Below are 21,541 nucleotides of genomic sequence, written 5' to 3'. Positions count from 1 at the left end.
AGGACTTGTCAAAATATGATGAGTCCTTTTCTTATGCCATAGCCAATGCAGAAAACTTCAAGGTTATTGTATGGTAATGAATATTTCTTGTAGATGTCCAGCATAGAAAGCATTTTCAAATCTCCAACCTTTGATTGACTGGTAGTTTTTGGTGTAGGTGTCACATATAGGTACTTTTGAGGACGATGTGAAATATGTGATTGCCTTTGTATTTTTCTGTAGTTTTTAGGGTAAGAAATAACTCCCAAAAGCTGATGGGGTATGGGTAAACGCCAGTTGTTATTCTTGTGATGCAGTAGTTGTTGATATAGATGTGAGTTCTTCCAATTTTATAAGAAACTTTTTAAGGTGCTATTTACGCAACCTAAGACAAGAGTTATCATGACACAACCCCAAACGGGGGCAAAAATTATACGATGGAGGATTTTCTATGCTACTAAACACTATTACAGAAAGACACCCAAATTCTTTTGTTCTGTTAAAGCCAAAGAGCAGAGATGAGCAGAACCATGTCAGGGATTGGAATGTTTTGAACACAGCAAAAAAATATGATGATATTTTGAGGATTGCAGAGTATTACAGGTCAGAGGGTATAAGTAATGCAGTCATATTGTCTACAAGTGATGAGCTTGTTGTTCCACCAGAGGAATCAGCTAAATTCTTTAGGGTGTATTACAACTTATTCACTATAGCAAAGGTTGTTGTTCATCTACCCTTAGGAGGTTAGGCAATGGGATTAGTTGACAGAGCTTGTGATAGATTTTTTGAGATGGCACAAGAGCGTTGGAGAGAGCAAGGTTTCAACGCTGATATAGTAGATATTTTGGACAAATATCGTGAGGAAACCAATAAAGTGATAAGAAGAAATAAGGTTAGCGTTATAACCACGTTTTTGATTCAATTTTATGGCTATAATCATGTGGAGCTTCAGAAGGATATCACAAAAATCATTTTATTAGAGCCATCGGATGCCTTTGAGCCTAAAGAGAGAAAAAAGTTGTTAACAATACTTTGGTACACAATACAAAATCTCTATGAGGATGATTGGGCTGATGTGCTTAATGAAGTCAATAGGTTAGCTGAGTGGAATAAAGCCAACAATGAAGAGGACTTTCCCATAAATTAGCCAATCATGGGGTATCCTGTAAATTTTTCTATGAAAAATTTCAAAAATAACTTGCAATTAAAGTTAAACAGAGTGATAGATAGACACACGAAAAAATTAAACTCACGAAATGGAGGATTTATTATGGTTAAGGTTTTAGTTAATGGAGGCTTATTTGAAATAAGCAAGGTTGAAGAGATTGTTGAAAAGAGAGTGCCTTTCAATGGAACAAATATAAGATTGGTGCAGATTGCCAAGGACAGTAAGCAAGCTGTAAGTGGATTACACTTTCAGGTAAAGAATACTGTGTGCAACGTCTTTGCCATCGGTGAGTTCACGATTGGTAATCTGCCAACAGCTAAGGTCAAGGAAATCATGAAGCAGTTATTATCTGATGGTTATTATGATTTCTCTGATTGTGATTTCCAGCCGATGATGTTTGTGGAAAAGTATAAGTTTGATGAAGGTAAGAGCAAGCCATATTTTTGTCAAGGCTCACTCATCCAGTTTTATGCACCAAACGATGTGTTTAATTATCCTGCAAATACAATCGTTCCACCAGTTAATATAGCAGCACAGGATGAGTTTGGAGATGAAAAAGATGATTTATCTGATATGTCAGATGAGGAACTTCGACAGGCTATCTATGAACTGGAGGATACTACTATGCTCCGCTTAGGTCAGATGAGCCGAGAGGAGCTGGAAAAAGAATACGATGGAATTGAGGTGGATATGGATGAATAGATCAAGTCTGCCAGTATCTGTAAATACAATGAAGAAATGGTTTGAGTCTGATGATAAGGTGCTTCAATGCACCTTGCCATTTCAGAGACATAGTGGTATGTGGAGTCCTATCCTCAAGTCAAATCTTGTATGGAGTATGCTTGCAGATTCATATATTCCACCGATTGTCTTGTTAAAAGATAAGCGAGGCGAGGATTCTAAGGGCAAGGATATCTTTGGCTACCAAGTTCTCGAAGGACAGCAAAGGCTTATCACAACTTTGTTTCCATTCTTAAATGATGAGTGGACATTGCATGGTTCAGTTGAGCCAGTAGAAGTTGATGGTTTTACATATGATATTGCCGGTAAGAAGTATTCAGAGCTTGAAGAGGAGTTGCAGGATATCATCAAGAACTACAGATTTACAGTACAGGCTATTGAGAATTATACGATGGAAGAAGCTGAAAAATTATACTTTAATATCAATAGTGGTGTAGCACTTTCAGCAATGCAAAAAGGAAAAGCTAAGCTTGGCAATGAACTGATGGAGTTTGTGAATACTCTGCTTTCAGGGAACTTCTTTACACAGGCTATTAATATCACAGAGAAACAGGCTCTCAAAGAAGATGATTTGCTGATGCTGATGCAGGGCATGGCATTGCTTGACCAGCGACACGAGCAGAGAGAGTTTAAGAATATCTCCGCAGCATCTATGCTTTCATATGCCGAGAGTATCAGGAACAGTTACAATGAAGAAAAACAGCAGATGATTATGGAAATCGTAGATTACCTTGATTCTGCATTTGAAAACAAGAATAAATTCCTGCGTAAAAACAATGTTCCTATTGTAATCGTGATGTCAAAGATAGCTTTTGAGAACAATGTAAAGCCTGAGCTTTTCAAGGCATTTATCAATGATTTTGCCAACGCTTTATATCCTGCGTATGAAGAAGCAAGTGGCTCTGGAAACATAAAGATTGTAAATGTCAATCAGAGGCTTCGTGTAATGTTCATTGCTATGTGCAATTACTTCTGTTGGGATGTGGCTAATACATCAAAGCCTTTTGAAAGTGAAGACGCTTGGACTTGGGAGTCGATAACTTCTGAAAACTCTGAGGATGATGCTGACACTAGTAGTTCTGATGAGGACACGCCAATTATGGGTAGTTTTATGAACGAGCCTACGGAAGATGCTGAGGATACTGATGTTGAAGGTTCTGGCAAGGAGGATGTTGAAATTGAAGCAGGAGAAAATACAGGCATATCTGCTGAGAGTGAATAAGCTGTCGGGTGTAGTTTATAAAGGCTATCTTGAAGAGGTTGATAATACCTTGGAGGCTGAACAAAGGTATGTTAATTATGATGAGCCACATGGACTTATTGCAGTAGTCAGTATTACAGATAAAATAGATGTCATCTGTAACGATGAAGGTAAGCTCAAAAATTTCCCGATGAACAGATTTTTTGTCGATGATAATGGTGGTGTATGGGATTTACTTGTTGGAAATGCGATGTGTGTGCGACACAATAAAGATGGCGAATTCACATCAATTTTACCAGAGGATATACCAGTAATAGAAAAACACTTAGTTCCTATAAACCCACAAGGTTTAATTGATTATGATGAAAGTGAGGAAGGGTTATGAGTTATCCTATTGATAAAAAGGCTGTTTATTCTGGTCGCTATCCACATGGTACGATTATTGAACTGACAGAACCTATTCAAGATCCATATAGTCCTAAACCAGTTGGTAGTCGCTTTAAGGTTGACTATGTAGATGATGCTCTCCAACTACAGGGGGTATGGTTGCCACCGCAGTCTGGCAGTATCGCTGTTATTATAGAAAAAGATAAGTTCAAGATTGTGAAATAAAATAAGCGACTGACACCATTCATTTGGGAACAGTCGCTTATTGTTTGAAAAATTCATTGTAATCGCACTTGAAAATTTTGGTAAGTGCAATCAGCATATCAACAGTTGGATTATTATATCCATGTTCCACTTTACTGAATATGCCTGTTGTGACATTGACATTTTCACATTGGAGCTTGGCAATAACTTCAGTAGCTTTCATATTACGCTCTTTGCGTAGTCTTTTTATGTTAGTTCCGATTAGTGGATTCAAGTGTTGATTTACTCGTTCAGCCATTTTGGTTCACCTCTTTGATGAAGTATTATCCAAAATGGAAGAAAATAGTGTCCAAAATAGAAGTTTTATGATATAATTTTACATGGTATCTAATTTTAATAATATTCAAAAGAAGGAGAAATTTATTTTATGAACAATATGAGTAATTTGTTTGTGGATGCAAACGAAAAAGAAATTTCTACTCTAGGTAGTAATTATCTTAGAAACTTTTTATCAACTGGTTCATTAGAAAATGGATTTTGTACAGTAACTGATAAGAGGGTTTACTTTAGAGGAAAGTGTTATACCAAGAGTGGGAATAATTATAAGTCAACTAAGGAAGAAAAAACAGTTGACTTGAAGGATGTGACAGGAACAGGATTTACATTTATTAAGCATTTTGGGTTAATGGTACTGGCTATTTTGTGTACTATATGGGCAGTTATTTTTTCATTTATTATAGTAACAGCTCTCCCAAGTTTAAATGATTTTGAAATATTGCCAAGCTTTTTATATCTTATATTTTTGGCAATACTACCAACAATTGTTTTGTGGGGATTATATTTGTTTTTAAAGGTAAAAGTATTTGAAATATCATTTGCTGGTGGAAAGATAGCATTTAAAGCATCAAGTTACAATGAAAATGAAGTAAATAATTTTCAGAGAGCTTTACGTCAGGCGAAAGATAATTATAAAGATGCACCAAATACAGTTAGCAATAGCTCAGGAGCTGATGAACTTAAAAAATACAAAGACTTACTGGATTCAGGTGTTATTTCGCAGGCGGATTTTGATAATGCGAAGAAAAAGATATTAGGTTAGCAGGATAAAAAAGACCAGTGAATAATTAATTATTTACTGGTCTTAATTTTAGAAGGAATATAAATTTATGAGAAAGAAAATATTATGTGCTATCATGTCGGCAGTCATGGTAGTAGGAGCATTAACAGGATGTGGCAAGAAGAATGATTTTAAGAATACAGAAAAGGAAAAGGTTACAGAAAGTGTAACAGAAGTTGTTGCAGAAACTGAAGCTGCTACAGAAAGCATAGAGGAAAAAGATGAGTATTTAACTATTGATACAAGTACTATATGCAGTAGGGAGCTACATGATTTCTTTGAATTGTATTTGAGGTGCTGGATAGATTGGTCATTTGAGTCTGGTAAATTAAATACAGGTGGCAATGCTCAGCCTACTAGTATAAAAAATATGATGACTCACACAGGGGTGGTTGGAGCTTTTACACCAGCAAATGGTATGAGAATAGTATCAGAGTATAAGGAAGATGATTTTTCAGGCTTAGCATTAAATAATTTGCTTCATTTTACAGCTCCTTTTTATAACTATCAAACAGTAAATTATTCATGCTCTGTGTCATGTTTGGAATCAAATTTTAGTTCTTTTAGATATAAAGAGGGAACAGATGCTGTTTTAAAAATGTTTGTTAAAGTTAATTATAGTCTATCAGCAGAGGGAAATAGTAATGATAAAAGTGATTTATTTGCAATAGAACTAGTAAATTCAGACGATAATCCAGAGGAATGGTTAATTAGATATATTTCTCCAGCTTCAGACTCATTAAATGCTAATGATAGAGAAAAGTATCCAGATTGTAATTATGTTAATAACAATGGAGCAGCAATTGATGCTCAGTATTATTTTACAGCAGATAAGCTTATTAACGAAGATAGGGAAAATATAGATACAAGTGATATGCCAGCTTGGAAACAGGCATATATTGACTATTTTAATAATAGTTCATTGGATTTATCAGAATATAATTATATTTTAGAGGATGTTAATTCAGATAACATTCCAGAGTTATTCTTATATAACTCTAGGATTAATGATAGAGAATTTTATTATATAAATAAGAATAATGAAGTCAAAAGTATAGAATTTACAAAATCGTATATAAGAGCTGAGAACGGATGTGTATATATTACCGGTGGAAGTCAGGGATACTATTATGATAGTGTTAGTCAATGTAATGCAAATGGTGATTATGAATCGATTTTTGACGGTTATAATGAAGAGGACTTATCAGGTGACACCGTTTCTTTCCGTTATTATATTGGAGATGCTACAGAGGTTTCGGAGGATGAATATGAAAGAAATCTCTCAGCATATAAAGATATGAAAAGTTTTGGTGAGGAAGATAGCAATCAAGGAGATGTTATCTCTGCAATTCAAAATTATTAATAAAATATCAGAGACCAGTAAGTTCAATTGGATTTACTGGTCTTTTCTTATGTCTGCCTATCTAACAGTATCAGGGGTACTTTTTATCGGTTTCTGGCTCGCATTTCCGCCCCATACAGCCCTTTAAATAGTGTTGCCTTGTAACTGTGCCACCTACTATTAAAAGTGGCACAAATCGGCTCTAGCAAAGTTCCGACAATTTTTCGACTTTTTACGACCTTGTGAAAATTACTATTTCTGCGGTATTTCTCCCATATATTTGTCGAGGTGTTCCAGCTACAATTATATTCATCTGAAAACTGTTAGTTAAAATATGTTGAGTGAATATTTCTTGTGCATTGTGTGTCTTATATGCTTTTTCATCCGTAAAATCGGCGGAGAGCCAGTCTAAATGTGGCAGGCAGTGCTTTTTTTGCAGTCAGCATATGGTGGCAGTTCTCATTTTCTATATCATATACTTCATCTATTGGTGCAGTCATTTTGCTGGAGTTTTTCTTGTGAAAATTGAATATTTTATTCCGGCATGGAGTTCATTTACATATTCGTTAGTTTGATTTCACTACTTAGTATTAAATATTTTAGTGAGTTGAAAGTTTTATAAGTATTTTAATTTCATGGTGGTAGATTAAGTTCAGAGTTCATTCACTAGTAGTAAAATGGATGTATTATTAGTGATTGAGGGATTTAAGTAGCCCTCTACCTACCGGGGGATTTCCTATCTATCCCTTGCAGTCAGGGCAGTTATACTAGCAGTTCCGTATAGCACCTGTAGATGCCCATTTTATCAGCCTTGACAGTTCGTAGCGAGGCACAAACACCCAGCAGTACTGGCTATTGCTTGGGTGCTTTTTATTGCCCACACAGGCTCTTTTGTTGTGTACTGGCTACTACTTCCAGTGCTGTAAAATATTGCCATTTAGGGCTGATATGGTGCGTTGCAGGGGTACTTTTTTTGCAAACTGCGTAGCTGGTTTGTATGTACTTTGTAGATACGACCATATAATAACTTTATACGACCTCAGGCTCCAAGCTGTGTTATAATATAGAAAACGCAGTTAGGAGCTTTTTTTATGATGTATAGCAATAAAGAGATAAAAACATCTCTAAGAAAATATATGGAGTCATCAGGTACTGGGACTATTGACGAACAAGCAATAATAGATATCTTAGATGAAGGTGCCGACAGGGACTTTGACAAAGCAAGTCAGAAAGTAAAGGAAATCAGGCAACAATATAAGAATAATAGTGCCATCCCAGAATGGTTACGAATGTTGACTTTTAGACTGGTGTATGACTACATGACCATAGAATATACAAAAAAGATGGAATATGATAATGAACCAGAGAATAAGAAAAAAAGAAAAGTGTATAAAGTGCTATCCCAAAATAAATTAATAGAAGCTATTGGCTTCAATAAAAAAGTCTTTGATAAGACATCAAGTTGGAATATTTACTCACCCTATGCTAAATGGCAGCAAAGTCAGTATGAGGCTTTAAATATTCCTATGGCATATGCAGAGATAGTATCAAACCCTATATATGTAGCAATGCTACATCATATTATTTCAGAGTCACGAGTTGTTACAGACACATTTGTCGATGTCTTTGGTAAAGTGGGGTACGTGCCAGCCATTTGTGCAAATGGCTATGCTCATAATATCTTCTATACGCAAGATGCAGCTACCTATAAGAGATATTATGATGGTATGACAAAAGATCCAAATTATACTTATGAATTTATATATCATTATGGAGAAAGGGCAGAGCAATTTTTAGATGAGACTAGCGAGAAAATAGGTAGAGACAGAATAGATGAATTTGAAGCAAAATTTTATGACTATCAAGCAATAAGACTTTTATATGGTATGCCTGAATTAGAGGTTGGTATAAAGAAAGAAGAAAATGATGAAGGAGAGGAACAAGAGAAATCGCAAGAGAAACAAGAAAAGACGCAAGAACAACTAGAGGAAGAAGAGAAGATATATAACAGCAAGTATGCAGCATTGAGATTCATTACATTGTGTTATCAGATGCCATATTGGAAAAAGAACAATATAAAGTATGATAAACTATCTGGTGAATATGTAGAGAAATTCTCCAGCTTAAAGCAGATAAAAAAGGTATTTGATATTACAGAAGATAGCTTTGTAGCATATGCTAACGCATTAAAGAAAACTGAGTATAGAGAATATGAAGATAATCTGCTTGTCGACCTCATGACTAATTATAACCATATAAAAGGTGAGAATGATGTTAAAGATATAATTAAGAATATTTTCAAATTACTTGGGGTAGATGAGAAAGCTCTGTTATTTGTAGACATTCCAAAATATGATGAATATGATAGATATGGGTTTGATACAGAACTACTGGAAAAAGAAGTTGACGGTAAAAAAAGGTCATGGCTCTCTTATGGAGAGAAAGATACAGCTCAGGAAAAAGAAGATAGCATAATCAATTTTTTACTTGAGTATAGTGGCGATTGGGTAATGACATTGAAAGAGTATTCTTTTGGAAACATAGATGCACATAAACATTATGATGATATAATAAAAAAAATGAGAGAAAGCCACAGGAATTGCTACATATATGAATGTAGCAATGAAGATCACAATATAAGTACAGCTATGAGTTTTATCACATCCATAAATTTTGATGAGTTGTCGGCTGATAAATTTAAGGCAAAGTATAACATAGAAGTATCATCAGATAGAAATGAGACTGGAACAAATAAATATAGACTAAGTAAACTCTGTATATAAGAAGTTAAGTGGTTTATTGGATAAGGACAAGGATTTTTTCCTTGTCTTTTTTTGTGTCTATAGAAGTCAAAACTACACCCTATTTTTACAAAGAAAGCCAAAACTACACCCTGATTTTACAAAAGTGATGTAGAAATGCCGTAAAACAGCAAGGTAAAAAATAATATTTAGTAAATTGTTTTTGAAAATTTAGGAAATTATCCTTGGCTCATAGAAACAAAGCAAGAAACAAATATTTTTAAGGAGGATAATCTTATGAAGTCAGAAAGAATGTAACTATTAATGAAGCAGTAGAAAATGATAGGAGATGATAAGTACAGCACACTTCGTGGTTATCAGTGAAGTGAAGAACAATGTAATGATATTCAGCAGTTATGATTTATGCGTAAGTCAAAACTACACCCTGATTTTACAGAGTAAGTGAAGAACTACACCCTAATTTTACAAAACGGGGTAGTAGAAATGCTGTAAAGCTAGCAAAAACAACAAAGAAAGAAATTAAATAAAAAATTTTTTTAGTAAAGTGATTTTGAAGATTTAGGAAGTTAAAATTTGCTCATAGCAATAAAGCAAGAAATAAATATTTTTAAGGAGGACAATATTATGTCAGAAATTATTAATTTATCAGCAGTTAATGCAACAGGAGTAGAAGCACAGAACAAGGAGGACACAGATATGTTATTAGGAAGCAATGAAACAGCGGCACAGATTAAGGAGGGTAATGATATGCCAGTAGGAAACAATGCAGTAGTAGAGAACAAGGAGGACACAGATATGTTATTAGGAAGTAATGCATCAGTAGCAGCACAGATTAAGGAGGACAAAATTATGAAGTCAGAAAGAATTAATGTAAATATTGGAGATGCAGTAGCAAAGGTTAATAGTGGCGAGTACAACACTTGTCTTAGCTACCAGAGAAGTGATAAGCAATGGAATGGAATCCAGCAGTCATGCTTTATTGATTCTGTAATGAGAGAAATTGATATTCCTAAGATTATCATTGCCGAGAATGAAGGAACAAGTTTTGTGGTAGATGGAAAGCAACGCTTAACTACATTGAAAAAATTTTTAGAAAATGAATCACGCCTTTCTAATAAGGTTGAGTGTGCAAGCGAGGATGGTAAGTATAATGGCAATGCATTTGATGAGTTACCAGAAGAAATGCAGAGCAAAATCAAGAATACAGAGATAGAGGTTGTGTATTACAAAGATTGTAGCATTGATGATATTAAAATGCTCTTTAAACGTTACAATAATGGAACACCGCTATCAAAGTCGCAGGTATTGCGTTGTGATATAGGAACAGATGCAATCGATTGGGTTAACATTTGCACGAACAAACCAATTTTTAATAATCCAATAGCAGGTTTTACCAATAAGCAGATAACAGAACAGGTACAGCTTGGTTGCTTTTATCAGTCAGTATATCTCATTGACTGTTGTTTAGGACTTGGAGGTAAGGAACGACAGCCTATGATTAGCCTTTCCAATTCTAATATAAATAAGTATGGCAAAGATGTTATATGTAAATTTGATGAAGCAACGAGAGAAGATATTAACAAGACATTAGATTATGTTGGGAACATAGGTACAAAGGGTATCAAAAAGTCAGTTATTCCATATGTAGTGGTAATGGGACATTTTGCTATGAAAAACAACATTGATGTTAAAAAGTTTGGTACCTATGTTAGTACTTTTATGTCAGATAAAATTAAGGATGCCCCATATAAGGCAACTTGTAAGGGTGGAACCATATCTAAGGCAAGCGTGGAAGGTAAACTGGAATGTTTTAAAGATCATTTTCATGAAGTATTTCCAGAGGTTGACCTTTCAGAGATGAAACTTGTAGAGAACCCTAATAAGAAATCTTCAAAAGCTAAAGATAAGAGTGTATCAAGTAAAGAAGCTAAGGAGGGAAGTGATTCTACCACAGAAAATAATGCAGCACAGGAAGTTACTTCTGAAGAGGTTTCTAATGAGAATGTATTTGCAAGTGTTGAGGTTGATAGTAGTAAATCTACTCCAGAAGTAGCTGTTGATGCAGAGAAGTCAGATACAACAGAAGTAACTGAAACCACTAGTGAAGAAGTGGATACAGAAAATTCAGAAGATGTTGAGGTATCAGATACTACAGAAGCTACTGAAACCACTAGCAAAGTAGAAACTCCAGATATTTCCAACGATAATGGGGTATCCCAGAGTGCTGAAGCACTGGCTGATGCTTCATCTGACACATCAGAAACAACTGTTGAAGATAGTGCATCTGATTCGCCAGAAGCAGATGCAGAGCCTGCAAATGATGTTTCAGATGGAACAGAAGGGGTTGCGTAACAATAGATACATATTAATCTGCCTGTGAGCAGTAGCAAGCAGGCAGTAAATATAAAATAATTTTAAGATAGGAGCAAATTATTATGGATTTCAATAATTTAAAAGTACTCGTAGATTATGCAACAAGCGGAGCTATGCCAATTGCCGATAAAGAGGCAACTGTAATTAAGCTCAAGGCAGAAAAGAAAGCTATTTGCAAGCAGTTATCTGCTATGCCAAATAGTGAGGAGCGTAGAAATGCATACAAAGAGCTTAATCGTCTGATGTACCAGCTCTACAATGCTAAGGCATTTGTCAGAATGGTAAAGGATGAGGAAACACATGAGGATAAGCCTGTGTATATCAAAGTTGATTCTATGGCAAATATGATTCTCTGCTATAGTGTGTAAGAAAGGAAAAATATGGCGACAAAGATTATGAAGGGTAATACCTACCCACAAAAGGTTACAAGTGAAGATGGTACAAGAACTGTTGAAGTTCATGCAGATTTTCATAGACAACCTAATCGACTTGTTATGAAGGATAATGATAAAACTATAATTGAGATAGCTAGTTGGAATTTAGATATGGACAAGTCACATATAATACAGGATTTTATTGAAAATAATGTGGATTATTGTCATTTGTTTATTGGATTTTCAAAAAAATATATAGAGCCGATGGTTGAGGATTATAGTAACGTGAAAGTGACTATAGTAGGCGAGAATTGCAGTTTTACATGGAAAAGTAAGCGTCATGAGCATTATGTTGGGATAGAGTTATCAGTTGCTGGAGTAAAACTTACTAAGCAGTATAAGAAAACTAATTCAAAGAATGGTTGTTACAAAAAAGTGTGTAGTAATTCTATAGCAACATTGATGAAGATGGATATAAGAGATGTAGTATCTTTGGCTACAAAATGGAATATTGTATCGCAAATTCGCAGAGATGCACATTTTGGTCAAATATACGTCATTAATGGTAATCTGGAGTATAGAGTGAATAAAGATGTTTATAACAAGATAAGGACTGCAAAGTATTTATTAGAGAGTGGAGCTATAGAGGCTAACAGGATTTTTGATTTAGAAAAAAAGCAAATTAGTTTTGTGACAAAAGTAAAGCTGCACGATGCTCCATATGTAATAAATAAGGTAAATTCAAATAGAACTATAGAAATAGAAAAGTTCAAAAAGTCTTATATAAAGGAAAAACTTCAGAATAAGGCTATTTAAGATAATGCAGTTGTAATGCGTATAAGAGAAGGAGAAGAATAAAATGGATAGACAGTTAGAGATGATAAGTAAGGATAAGGTTAGAACAGTAGATATTATTGAAACAGGGACAGACTCATGCAAAATCTGTTTATGTTCAAATGGGTTCTGTCAGGTTGAATTACATACTAATGAGAATTTGTTAAAATTGAGTAAGTCTAGTTTAAGAAGTCGTCCATGTATGAAGTTCGCAAATTATTATTTAAAACATGGTATTGAGGACAAAAGTTGCTATTGGGTGTTACAGTTTTTATTGACCAATAAGGAGAACATGAAGTGTTATTTGCAGGTTAATATAGAAAGTTATGTTAAAATTATTGTTACACATTACTGTGAGAATTATATTGCTTGGTGTAATGTGTGTATAGAAAATGAGTGGCTTAATGCGATAGTAGATCCTTTATTTAGAACTAGCTATGAGGATGTTGCTAAGCTATCTGATGAAATGTTGCTTAGTATGTTAGATGGGTGGAATGTTGTAGCTACATACGAAACGATGGAGCAAGACAGGAAAGGTTTGAAGAATGATAACTTTTCTGCTGAAGAACTGTATTTGATACGCATTGATGACATTACCATGTTCGCATTCAATGATTTGATTTATAGGTTGAGTAGTGGCATGTATTTGAAATTTGTTGATTACTATCATACACATAAAGTATTGTTGTGGGACAAAATTCCTGAAAAGATAAAGGCAAAATTGACTAAGGCACAACTGTTTGATAAAAAGATTGTTCTTACATCTATTCATGCGGATGGTACACCAGAATTTATGTTCTTTTAATATTGATATGTTACATATGATTTGTCGAAGCTCCTTATCCATAATGTAGATGAAAAGATGAGTGATATGTGGTACAATTATTCTTGGGTAGTTGTACCCACAGATACTGAAATTTTTTCGTAGAAGTCCAGATTATAGGACTGCTATTATGAGATAATGACTACAAAGGAAAGGAGCTGGGTAAATGGGGAAAAGAGACCTTTCAGAAGAGGATATAAAAGCAAGATACATAACTCCAGCAGTAGAGCAAGCTGGATGGGATAAGAAGCAGATTCGCTATGAATATGCGTTCACAGCAGGTCGCATTATCTTAAGAGGTAATATAACTTCACGAGGCAAGCAGAAACGTGCAGATTATCTGTTATTTTATAAGCCTAATTTTCCTTTGGCAATTATAGAAGCAAAGGATAACAACCATCCAGTCGGAGCAGGACTGCAACAGGCTATAGAGTATGCAGAAGCTCTGGATGTGAAGTTTGTATATGCATCCAATGGAGATGGCTTTGTAGAGCAGGATTTAATAACTGGTGATATTCGTAACCTTTCCTTAGATGAGTTCCCATCGCCAGATGAGCTGTATCACAGATATGTAAATGAGATGAATTTCTCTGAAACTGGTGAGAAAGCTCTGCTAGAGCCATATTACTGGGTGCCAGGTTATAAGACACCTCGTTACTACCAGAGAATTGCCATCGACAGAACTGTAAATGCTGTGGCAAGTGGAAGGGACAGGGTACTCTTAGTCTGTGCAACTGGAACTGGTAAAACATTCATGGCGTTTCAGATTATCTATAGACTATGGAAAGCTGGTATTAAAAAGAAAATATTATTCCTTGCTGATAGGAATGTCCTTGTAGACCAGACAATATCTGGTGATTTCAAGCCATTCGGGGGTAAAATGACTAAAGTCGAGAATAAACAGCTTGACAGTTCTTATGAAATCTATCTTGCATTGTACCAGCAGTTAGCTGGTGATGAGGGTGTAGAGCCATTCAAGCAGTTTAAGCCTGAGTTCTTTGACCTGATACTCATTGATGAGTGTCATAGAGGCTCTGCTAAGGAAGAGTCAGCTTGGAGAAAGATATTAGAATATTTCTCTGGTGCAACTCAGATAGGTATGACAGCTACACCAATTGAAACAAAAGAAGCATCATCGCAGACATATTTTGGAGAAGCTATTTATGAGTATTCTCTGAAACAGGGTATTAATGATGGATTCCTTGCTCCATATAAGGTCATTCGTATAGGACTTGATAAAGACCTTGTTGGTTATCGTCCAGAAGCTGGGAAACATGATGATAATGGCTATGAAATCGAGGATAGAGAGTACAATATCAAAGATTTTGATAGGACTCTTGTACTTGATGAGAGAACCAAAGTCATTGCAAAAAAAGTTACAGAATTCTTGAAGAAAACTGACAGGTTCAGCAAGACCATTGTGTTCTGCGTAGATGTGGAGCATGCGGAGCGTATGAGACAGGCTCTCATCAATGAGAACAAAGACTTGTGGACTGAGAACCACAAGTACATTATGCGCATAACTGGAGATAATGCTGAAGGTAAAGCCCAACTGGATAATTTTATCGATGAGGACAGCAAATATCCTGTTATAGCAGTTACAAGCAAACTTATGACCACAGGTGTTGACGCTAAAATGTGCAAGCTCATTGTCTTGGATAATAATATTAATTCCATGACAGAGTTTAAGCAGATAATTGGTCGAGGTACTCGTCTGCTTGAGGATTATGGAAAAACATATTTTACAATTATGGACTTCCGTAACGCATCAAGATTATTTGCTGATAAAGATTTTGATGGTAACCCTGAGGTAGTAATCGACATTACTGGCGATGACCCAGTAGATCCAGTAACAGGCAATGAAGACGATACTGAAAATACAGGAGATGATACTGGCAGTAATTCAGGTACTGGAAATACAGGAAATACTGGTGATTCTGGCGATGATTGGGGTACTGGTGATGGCTCTGAGAAGCCTAAGAAGTATTACATCAAGGATGTAGAAGTCAAAGTCCTGTCGGAGCGTATACAGTATATTGATAAAGATGGAAAACTTATAACTGAAAGTCTTATCGATTACACAAGAAAGAATATTTTAGGACAGTATGCGAGGTTAGATGTATTCCTTAAGAAGTGGAATGAAGCAAAGAAGAAACAGGCTATTGTAGAAGAGCTTCGTGAGGATGGTGTACTGCTGGATGCTGTTCGTGAAGAGACAGGTCAGACTGATATAGACGATTTTGATTTAATCCTGCACCTTGCATATGATAAAGCACCACTTACCCGTATAGAGCGTATCAAAAATGTTCAGAAGAGAGGATATCTCTATAAGTATTCAGAGCTTGCACAAAAGGTTCTGGGAACACTTATGGATAAGTATGCAAGTGAAGGATTGAAAGAGATAGAGGAGACAAAGGTTTTACAGTTACACGAATTCCAGCAGTTTGGAAGTCCTATGAAGATTGTCAAAGCCTTTGGAGGTAAAGCAGCATATGAACAGGCTGTGAAAGAACTGGAAGATGAAATCTTCTCTGCGTAGTATTTTACAAATAATAATTGAAAGTAGGTTTTTTACCAATGGCTATAACTAATTTTGTTAAGAGAATACAAGATGTAATGCGTAACGATGCTGGTGTTAATGGTGATGCCCAGCGTATCGAGCAGATTGTATGGACTCTGTTCTTAAAGATATATGATGCAAAAGAAGAAGAGTGGGAACTTATCAATGATGACTATGTTTCCATCATACCTGACAAATACAAGTGGAGAAACTGGGCAGTCGATAATAAAGATGGTCAGGCTCTGACTGGGGATTCACTTTTGAATTTCGTCAACAATGAGCTGTTCCCAACACTTAAAAATCTTGAAGTGTCAGAGGACACGCCAATGAACCAGATGATGGTGCGTTATGCATTTGAAGATGCCAATAACTATATGAAGGATGGTATCCTGCTCCGACAGGTTATCAATATTATTGATGAAATAGACTTTACAGAGTATGAGGAAAGACATGCATTTGGCTCTATCTATGAGTCATTCTTAAAAGACCTGCAGAGTGCTGGTAATTCTGGCGAATACTACACACCGAGAGCTGTAACTGACTTCATGGTAAAAGTCACAAAGCCAAAGTTAGGTGACAGGGTAGCTGACTTCGCTTGCGGTACTGGTGGATTCTTGGTATCTGCTCTTAACGAATTATACGATGAGAGCTTAACATCTAATGAGAATAAGGAAATATATAATAATACTGTTTACGGTGTGGAGAAAAAGGCTTTACCTCATATTTTGTGTGTAACAAATATGCTGTTGCACGATATTGATAATCCAGAGATTATTCATGGAAATACTCTTGAGACTGATTACAAAGAGTACAGAAAGATGGAAAAGTTTGATTTAGTCCTTATGAACCCTCCATATGGTGGCAACGAAAAGGATTCTGTAAAAGCAAACTTCCCTACGGAACTACGCAGCTCTGAGACTGCTGACCTTTTCATGGATATTATTATGTTCCGCTTGAAGAAAGATGGTAGATGTGGAATTATTCTGCCTGATGGATTTCTGTTTGGTACTGATAATGCAAAAGTCAATATCAAAAAGAAACTGCTTGAGGAGTTTAATCTTCATACAGTAATCAGAATGCCACATAGTGTATTTGCTCCGTATACTTCCATAACAACAAACATTTTGTTCTTTGATAATACACATCCAACAGAGGAGACATGGTTCTATCGTTTGGACATGCCAGAGGGGTATAAGAATTTTTCAAAGACAAAGCCTATGAAACTTGAGCATTTTGCTCCGGCTTTAGAGTGGTGGGATAATCGTGAGGAGATTGAAGTAGACGGATTCCCTAAGGCTAAGAAATATACAGTAGATGAAATCGCAGCCAATGGATATAATATTGACCTCTGTGGTTTCCCACACGAAGAAGAGGAAATCCTTGCCCCGATGGATTTGATTAATCAGTATCAGGAAAAGAGAGCATCCCTTAATGCTGAGATTGACCATGTATTAGAGAAGATTACTTCTATGTTGGGAGGTAACTAATTTGAATGCACAGGATTTAAAGAACAGTATCCTACAGCTTGCTGTTCAAGGCAAGCTCGTCGAGCAAAGAGCCGAAGAAGGCACTGCGAGAGAGTTGCTTGAACAGATAAAGCTGGAAAAGGATCAGCTCATAAAAGATAAAAAGATAAAGAAGTCAAAGCCATTGCCAGAGATTACTGAGGATGAGATACCATTTGAAATTCCTGAGTCTTGGGAGTGGGTGAGGGTAGGTGAGATTGGTTCATTAACAAGAGGTTCAGGAATAAAAAGAACAGAAGTAATAGAGGATGGATACCCATGTATCAGGTATGGAGAACTTTATACTACATACAGGACAAAGTTTGAGAAAACAGTTTCGTTTGTTACTAAGGAACTTTTTGATAAGTGTCATAAGATTCATACTGGCGATGTAGCTATGACTTTAACAGGAGAAAACAAAACAGATATTGCTATGGCAGTAACATATGAGGGAAAAGATACTATAGCTATGGGTGGAGATATGACTTGTTGGTCACATCATATGATGAACCCATTATATTTAGTGTATTTCATTAATTCGCCTTATGCTATTAGTTGTAAAAGGAACTTAGCCACAGGAGATATTATTATTCATATTTCTAATGATAAACTTGCAACAATTTTAATGCCAGTACCACCACTTGAAGAGCAGCACCGCATCGTTGCCAAGATTGAGGAAATTCTTCCATATATTGAGCAGTATGACAAGGCTTATACAAAACTGGAAACATTTAATAAAAAATTCCCAGAGGATATGAAGAAAAGTATCTTACAACTTGCCATGCAGGGTAAGCTGGTGGAACAGCGACCAGAAGAAGGTACTGCTGACGAGCAGTGTGAGCAAATTGTTGCTGAGAAAGCTCAGCTTATCAAAGATGGTAAGATTAAGAAAGAAAAGCCATTGCCTGAGATTACTGAAGATGAAATTCCTTTTGAAATTCCTGCTAGTTGGAAATGGGTGAGATTATCAGCAATTTGTGAAAAGATAGGTTCTGGTAGTACACCTACTGGGGGAAAAAATGTATATCAAGATGATGGTATCTTGTTTTTGCGTTCACAGAATGTGTATAACGATGGACTTAGATTTGATGGGATTGCATTTATTTCAGAAGAACTGAATAGACCTAATAGTGTTGTTGTTGCAAAAGACATTTTACTTAATATAACAGGTGGCTCTATTGGTCGATGTGCATTAGTACCTGATGATTTTGACAAAGCAAACATTAATCAGCATGTTATGATTATCAGGCTTGTTAATTTGGATTTGAGATTTTGGGTACATTTTGTAATAATATCAGCATATATTCAGCAAAAGATAATGGATGTACAAGTGGGGGTATCAAGAGAGGGATTAAGTGCAGAGAAACTCAAAAATTTTATTATTCCACTCCCACCACTTGCCGAGCAGAAACGTATCGTTGCCAAGATAGAGGAACTGTTACCATATTGTGATCAACTTATTAAGTGTTAGATGCTAAAAAAGAAGAAAATATAGGAGGCAGTTTATGACAGATATGCCTAAATATGTTTTGAAAAATAAGCGATTAAGCAAAACAAAGACAGTATTCATTTTTAGAAGAAATTATCTCAATATTAATGATTTTGTAAAGAAGGATGACTGCTGGGTGTTTGAGGAAAAGTTTAATCACTTTGGAAATAAATGCTATTTTCGTATGCTTATTCATGGCAGAGATATTTTTTCAATGTATGAAGTGAACACTAAATCAACTAAGGTAAAAGGCAATAAAAATTGTTTTGGAGTGTTTATTCGAGATACAAAGAAAGGATCGGAGTTTCAAATTAATCGTGTGTGGGGAAATGTAGAGTTTTTATTATGCTGTACAGGAAAAAGACTTGCTTATGATAATGGGAAAGGAATAAGGAGAACTAGAGAAGAAAAATTGTCACAAAAACACAAGTCACAGTCCTATGGAAGTAGAGTTGCAGTAACTGAGCCAAATTATATTTCTTGGGGTGCAGCACATCCTTTCCAAGGAGGCGGAGTGTCACCTAGATAGTTAAAAATAAATAATGATAGACTGTGTATAAAAAGTACAAATGAATTAATATATTTGTGAATGAAAGAAGGTATGCTGTATGGGAATATTTGATATATTTAGGGAAAAAGAAAGCAATATTAAAAATGAAGTACATACACAAGAACAGGAAAATGATGGGAAAAATGAAAGAGAATTTGACTTGAATATAGAAAAAATACTTGAAAACTGGGAGAACTATCATGCGATAAGAGAAATTATTGCTAATGCATTAGATGAGCAGATAATAACCCAAACTAAGGACATAGAAATAAAACAATCAAATGATGGTTGGTGGCATATAATTGATTATGGTCGAGGCTTGAATTATCATCATTTAACTCAGAATGAGAATGAAGAAAAATTGAGAAATGATAAATTAATTGGAAGATTTGGGGTTGGACTAAAAGATGCATTGGCGACATTATATCGCCATAATGTAAAGGTAAAAATAAAATCAAAATATGGTACTATTACATTGAAGACTGCATCAAAAGTTGGATTTGAAGATATAATAACATTACATGCAGAAATTACTCCAACAAATGATACATACATGGTAGGCACAGATTTCTGTCTATATGGATGCACAAAAGAGGATATTGAAAAAGCTAAATCGTTATTCTTGAAATTTACGGAAGATATATCATTGGAAAAAACAAAATATGGAGAGGTTTTGGATAATAGTGGGATTAATAGCAGTATCTATATAAATGGAGTAAAGGTTGCAGAAGAAACTAATTTTTTGTTTTCATATAATATAACTTCGTTAAATGCACAAATAAAGAAAGCACTTAATCGAGAGAGAACAAATGTTGGAAGAACTGCATATACAGGTAGAATTAAAGATATTTTAAAAGAGTGCTGTTCAGATATTGTTATAGAAAAATTAGTAGATGATTTACAAGAATTTGGTTCTGGTAATAGACATGATGAATTGTCTTGGAGTGATGTAGCTATGTACGCTTCAATGAAAATGAGTGAGTTAAAAAAAGATACAACATTTGTAACTGCGGATGATTTGAAATATACTCCATCTTTAATTGATGATATGAGAAGAAGTGGATATAATCCAGTGGTTGTACCAGATAATTTAATTAATAAAATGGAAGATTACAATACTGGAGCGGATGAGGGAAAAACACTAACTACAGCAAAGCAATATGTTAAGGAAGAACAGAGCAGATTTGTTCCTAATGTTATTAATGTAAGTGAATTAACAGTAGATGAACGTAATGTTTACGATAAGACAGACAGAATATTAGAATTCATTGGAGGAAAACCATCAATTGTTAAAGAAATTCAAATAGTAGATAAAATCTATGAATCAGAAATTTTTAGCGAGACAGTAGGACTTTGGGTTCTAGACGAAGGAAGAGTTTTGATAAAAAGAAAACAATTGAAGGAATTAAGCAAATATGCAGGAACATTATTACATGAGTGTGGACATGCAATAAGTGGTGCAGGAGATGTATCAAGGGATTTTGAAGCAGAATTGACAGATATCATTGGTGTTTTAGCAAGTAAAATATTATCAATGTAAATGATGTAAAAAAGGGTGGTTACCATTGCGGTAGCTGCCTTTTTCCATGTGTTCCAATATGTCTAATCATAAGTGTTTGAAGCAATTCTTTTCTGAACAGAGCCATTCTAATCGTGAGCCGATATATTCTTGTATAAAATCATCTAAGCTATGTTGTTCACAACTATTCTGAAAATGTCTTAATCAGAACTGCCATGATTTTATATGTACTGATTATGTGTTAAGTGATTCTATCATGAAATAATACATTCTGATTTTATAATGAGCTGGTCTATGTTGTGTTCTGTCGGACTGGTGTCGTTTCATATTAGTAAAGTCTGTTTTGAGCTAGTCTGTTGTATTGATGTGCTTGCTCGACACTTGTGTAAGTGAAGATTTTATGTGAGATATTTCAGCAATATCAAATGTTATTTGCTCTCATGATACAGTTGTAGGAGTTAGTATCATCTCAAAAACATAATATTATATTTTGCTGAGCAAGTGTGTCTTGGCTCTGGTATCTTTGTATCTAAATATTTTTTGTGATTTTCCAGTCAAATATATCATGTATTTCCAGTTATGCAGTTGAAATTAATATTGGCATTTCCCAACA

General features: G+C 35.1%; 19 protein-coding genes. 18 read left to right on the top strand and 1 reads right to left on the bottom strand.

Features of this window, described 5'->3' with window-relative positions:
• The first annotated feature begins 430 nt into the window (after nucleotides 1–430).
• The 6 genes from KQI83_RS08735 to KQI83_RS08710 all read left to right on the top strand — a co-directional run bounded on the left by KQI83_RS08735 (nucleotide 431) and on the right by KQI83_RS08710 (nucleotide 3,701).
• Nucleotides 431–727: a hypothetical protein gene (locus tag KQI83_RS08735; RefSeq protein WP_216556732.1), complete on the top strand. Its 297-nt coding sequence runs from the start codon at nucleotides 431–433 to the stop codon at nucleotides 725–727.
• Between the two features lie 3 nt (nucleotides 728–730).
• Nucleotides 731–1,126 (top strand): hypothetical protein, encoded by a 396-nt coding sequence (locus tag KQI83_RS08730; protein ID WP_216556730.1) that lies wholly within the window; start codon nucleotides 731–733, stop codon nucleotides 1,124–1,126.
• Between the two features lie 123 nt (nucleotides 1,127–1,249).
• The gene (locus tag KQI83_RS08725) at nucleotides 1,250–1,849 is read left to right on the top strand and encodes a hypothetical protein (protein ID WP_216556728.1); all 600 of its coding nucleotides are present in this window, start codon (nucleotides 1,250–1,252) and stop codon (nucleotides 1,847–1,849) included.
• A complete protein-coding gene (locus tag KQI83_RS08720) occupies nucleotides 1,842–3,110 on the top strand; it encodes a GmrSD restriction endonuclease domain-containing protein (protein WP_216556726.1) in 1,269 nt (422 codons plus the stop codon). Before KQI83_RS08725 ends, KQI83_RS08720 begins: the two co-directional genes overlap by 8 nt.
• Nucleotides 3,067–3,474 carry a DUF3846 domain-containing protein gene (locus KQI83_RS08715; protein WP_216556724.1) on the top strand — a complete coding sequence of 136 codons (408 nt, stop codon included), beginning with the start codon at nucleotides 3,067–3,069 and terminating at the stop codon, nucleotides 3,472–3,474. The genes KQI83_RS08720 and KQI83_RS08715 overlap by 44 nt, the downstream gene beginning before the upstream one ends.
• Nucleotides 3,471–3,701, top strand: coding sequence for a DUF4314 domain-containing protein (locus tag KQI83_RS08710; RefSeq protein ID WP_216556722.1), 231 nt, complete (start codon nucleotides 3,471–3,473; stop codon nucleotides 3,699–3,701). Before KQI83_RS08715 ends, KQI83_RS08710 begins: the two co-directional genes overlap by 4 nt.
• Before the next feature lie 37 nt (nucleotides 3,702–3,738).
• Here the strand turns inward: KQI83_RS08710 and KQI83_RS08705 are convergent, their stop codons facing one another.
• Nucleotides 3,739–3,978, bottom strand: coding sequence for a helix-turn-helix domain-containing protein (locus tag KQI83_RS08705; RefSeq protein ID WP_216556720.1), 240 nt, complete (start codon nucleotides 3,976–3,978; stop codon nucleotides 3,739–3,741).
• Nucleotides 3,979–4,107: 129 nt separating this feature from the next.
• Between KQI83_RS08705 and KQI83_RS16755 the strand changes: the two genes are divergently transcribed.
• The 12 genes from KQI83_RS16755 to KQI83_RS08645 all read left to right on the top strand — a co-directional run bounded on the left by KQI83_RS16755 (nucleotide 4,108) and on the right by KQI83_RS08645 (nucleotide 20,949).
• Nucleotides 4,108–4,779 (top strand): SHOCT domain-containing protein, encoded by a 672-nt coding sequence (locus KQI83_RS16755; protein WP_253295559.1) that lies wholly within the window; start codon nucleotides 4,108–4,110, stop codon nucleotides 4,777–4,779.
• Between the two features lie 67 nt (nucleotides 4,780–4,846).
• Nucleotides 4,847–6,160: a hypothetical protein gene (locus KQI83_RS08695; protein WP_216556718.1), complete on the top strand. Its 1,314-nt coding sequence runs from the start codon at nucleotides 4,847–4,849 to the stop codon at nucleotides 6,158–6,160.
• Between the two features lie 1,070 nt (nucleotides 6,161–7,230).
• Complete coding sequence (locus KQI83_RS08690; RefSeq protein WP_216556716.1) at nucleotides 7,231–8,922, top strand: hypothetical protein; 1,692 nt, start codon at nucleotides 7,231–7,233, stop codon at nucleotides 8,920–8,922.
• Between the two features lie 603 nt (nucleotides 8,923–9,525).
• Nucleotides 9,526–11,253 (top strand): DUF262 domain-containing protein, encoded by a 1,728-nt coding sequence (locus tag KQI83_RS08685; protein WP_216556714.1) that lies wholly within the window; start codon nucleotides 9,526–9,528, stop codon nucleotides 11,251–11,253.
• A gap of 83 nt (nucleotides 11,254–11,336) precedes the next feature.
• Complete coding sequence (locus tag KQI83_RS08680) at nucleotides 11,337–11,642, top strand: hypothetical protein (RefSeq protein WP_216556712.1); 306 nt, start codon at nucleotides 11,337–11,339, stop codon at nucleotides 11,640–11,642.
• A gap of 12 nt (nucleotides 11,643–11,654) precedes the next feature.
• Complete coding sequence (locus KQI83_RS08675) at nucleotides 11,655–12,464, top strand: hypothetical protein (protein WP_216556710.1); 810 nt, start codon at nucleotides 11,655–11,657, stop codon at nucleotides 12,462–12,464.
• Between the two features lie 43 nt (nucleotides 12,465–12,507).
• Nucleotides 12,508–13,287 carry a hypothetical protein gene (locus tag KQI83_RS08670; protein WP_216556708.1) on the top strand — a complete coding sequence of 260 codons (780 nt, stop codon included), beginning with the start codon at nucleotides 12,508–12,510 and terminating at the stop codon, nucleotides 13,285–13,287.
• Between the two features lie 184 nt (nucleotides 13,288–13,471).
• On the top strand, nucleotides 13,472–15,844 hold the full coding sequence (gene hsdR, locus KQI83_RS08665; protein ID WP_216556706.1) for an EcoAI/FtnUII family type I restriction enzme subunit R: 2,373 nt from the start codon (nucleotides 13,472–13,474) through the stop codon (nucleotides 15,842–15,844).
• A 38-nt stretch (nucleotides 15,845–15,882) separates the two neighbouring features.
• Nucleotides 15,883–17,352, top strand: coding sequence for a class I SAM-dependent DNA methyltransferase (locus KQI83_RS08660; protein ID WP_216556704.1), 1,470 nt, complete (start codon nucleotides 15,883–15,885; stop codon nucleotides 17,350–17,352).
• A gap of 1 nt (nucleotide 17,353) precedes the next feature.
• Nucleotides 17,354–18,841: a restriction endonuclease subunit S gene (locus KQI83_RS08655; protein ID WP_216556702.1), complete on the top strand. Its 1,488-nt coding sequence runs from the start codon at nucleotides 17,354–17,356 to the stop codon at nucleotides 18,839–18,841.
• Between the two features lie 34 nt (nucleotides 18,842–18,875).
• A complete protein-coding gene (locus KQI83_RS08650; RefSeq protein WP_216556700.1) occupies nucleotides 18,876–19,388 on the top strand; it encodes a hypothetical protein in 513 nt (170 codons plus the stop codon).
• A 79-nt stretch (nucleotides 19,389–19,467) separates the two neighbouring features.
• Complete coding sequence (locus tag KQI83_RS08645; protein ID WP_216556698.1) at nucleotides 19,468–20,949, top strand: ATP-binding protein; 1,482 nt, start codon at nucleotides 19,468–19,470, stop codon at nucleotides 20,947–20,949.
• Nucleotides 20,950–21,541 lie beyond the last annotated feature (592 nt).

The sequence above is a fragment of the Roseburia sp. MSJ-14 genome, from assembly GCF_018918225.1.
Lineage (GTDB): Bacteria > Bacillota > Clostridia > Lachnospirales > Lachnospiraceae > Petralouisia.
The sequence above is the reverse complement of the archived record's forward strand: the minus strand, read 5'-3'. Positions and strand labels throughout refer to the sequence as shown.